At 62.8% G+C, this 320-nt stretch carries 1 pseudogene; it reads left to right on the forward strand.

The features are described 5' to 3' along the window. A pseudogene (locus KDH83_RS32220) lies at nucleotides 1–320 on the forward strand (phage baseplate assembly protein V); the annotation flags it as partial.

Below are 320 nucleotides of genomic sequence, written 5' to 3' on the forward strand. Positions count from 1 at the left end.
CCCAAGACCCTCGCCGACAAGGTAGTGTGGACGCTGGACGTGGGCGAGCATGTTGGCTGCATCCTGGATGAGTTCATGGAGGACGGCTGCATCCTCGGCGCGATCTACTCTGACGCCGACGCGCCGCCGGTAAGCAGCCCGGACAAGTTCCGGCTCCAGTTCAAGGATGGCGGCTCGGTTGAGTACGACCGCAGCAACGGGGCCATGAACATCGTCTGCAAAGGTGTTGCAAACCTGGTCGCCGATGGTGACGTCACCGTGAAGGCTCCCTCGGTTACGCTGGACACGCCGCAAACTACCTGCACCGGCCAGCTCACGGT

This window comes from Achromobacter sp. Marseille-Q0513 (assembly GCF_018195695.1).
Classification (GTDB): domain Bacteria; phylum Pseudomonadota; class Gammaproteobacteria; order Burkholderiales; family Burkholderiaceae_B; genus Achromobacter.